Origin of the sequence: Curtanaerobium respiraculi, from assembly GCF_024609215.1 — a bacterium.
Classification (GTDB): domain Bacteria; phylum Actinomycetota; class Coriobacteriia; order Coriobacteriales; family Eggerthellaceae; genus Curtanaerobium; species Curtanaerobium respiraculi.
The window spans coordinates 1-817 of the sequence record NZ_JANIPD030000039.1 but is presented as its reverse complement, the minus strand read 5'-3'; the positions used below and the strand labels follow the sequence as shown (position 1 = coordinate 817).

The window sequence follows — 817 nt, the reverse complement described above, 5'->3', positions numbered from 1 at the left end:
TAATGCCCTCGGCGTTTCTCCTTGTGCTTCTGCTGCTTGAGGTCGAACTGACGCTGCTTCTCTGCTTCGCGCTGTTCTTTGCTGGCGTGTTTTCGCTCTGCCTTTGCAACTTCAAGCTGTAGTTGCAGCGCCTTTTATGATTTGGTGCCTATGCCTGATTCTTGCATCTGTTTTCGGGCAGCACGCTGGCGGCGCTTTGGGTTCTCGCTTGTGCGCTGCTCTTCAGCGGCTACCGCAGGGCTGAACTTGAGGTCGCAGAAGTGCCTGAGCGCAAAGTCGTGCACCTCGTAGTCCTTCGGCTCCGCGCCAAAGATGACCTTGGCCACGGTAAGCCGGCCGCTCTCGACGCGCTCGAAGATGCCCACCCAAAAGGGCGCATCGAACAAGACGGTCAGCGTGATGCTGGATCGCTCCATGGATTTCCTCCTTGTATGTGGTTGCGCAAGAGAACGGACAACCCAAGGAGGGAGGGTTACTTGCCTCGCTTCTGCGAGACGGCCGGGCTACCTACCGGCTCTAGCGCACCTCGTGTGGCGCGCATTGCGTTTTTATCTTTGCGGGCGCTGCTTTTAGGAAGCGACACCGCACCCCATTATGGCAGAAGTGCTGGAATGGCGCTCAGAACCGGCTTTCCTCGGTATCGCTCTCCGCTGAATCCGCTGTCAGATTTTCCACAAGCGCATACGTTGCGGGGCCGAAGCCCATCAGACGGCAGACCTCGGCCTCTATCTCGATTCCGTCTGCATCATCGCCTACGAGCATGTTGAGCGCGCGATGCGCCGAGACCGCCTGGGCGGGCAGGCCGTCGGCGATGCGC

Annotated in this window: 1 protein-coding gene and 1 pseudogene; both read right to left on the bottom strand. The window is 59.2% G+C overall.

From position 1 onward, the window contains the following. A pseudogene (locus NOV21_RS08895) lies at positions 1 to 416 on the bottom strand (YjdF family protein); the annotation flags it as partial. 202 nt (positions 417 to 618) lie between these two features. Beyond that, positions 619 to 817: hypothetical protein (locus NOV21_RS08890; RefSeq protein WP_283171745.1), on the bottom strand; the 199-nt coding region annotated here is incomplete at its 5' end.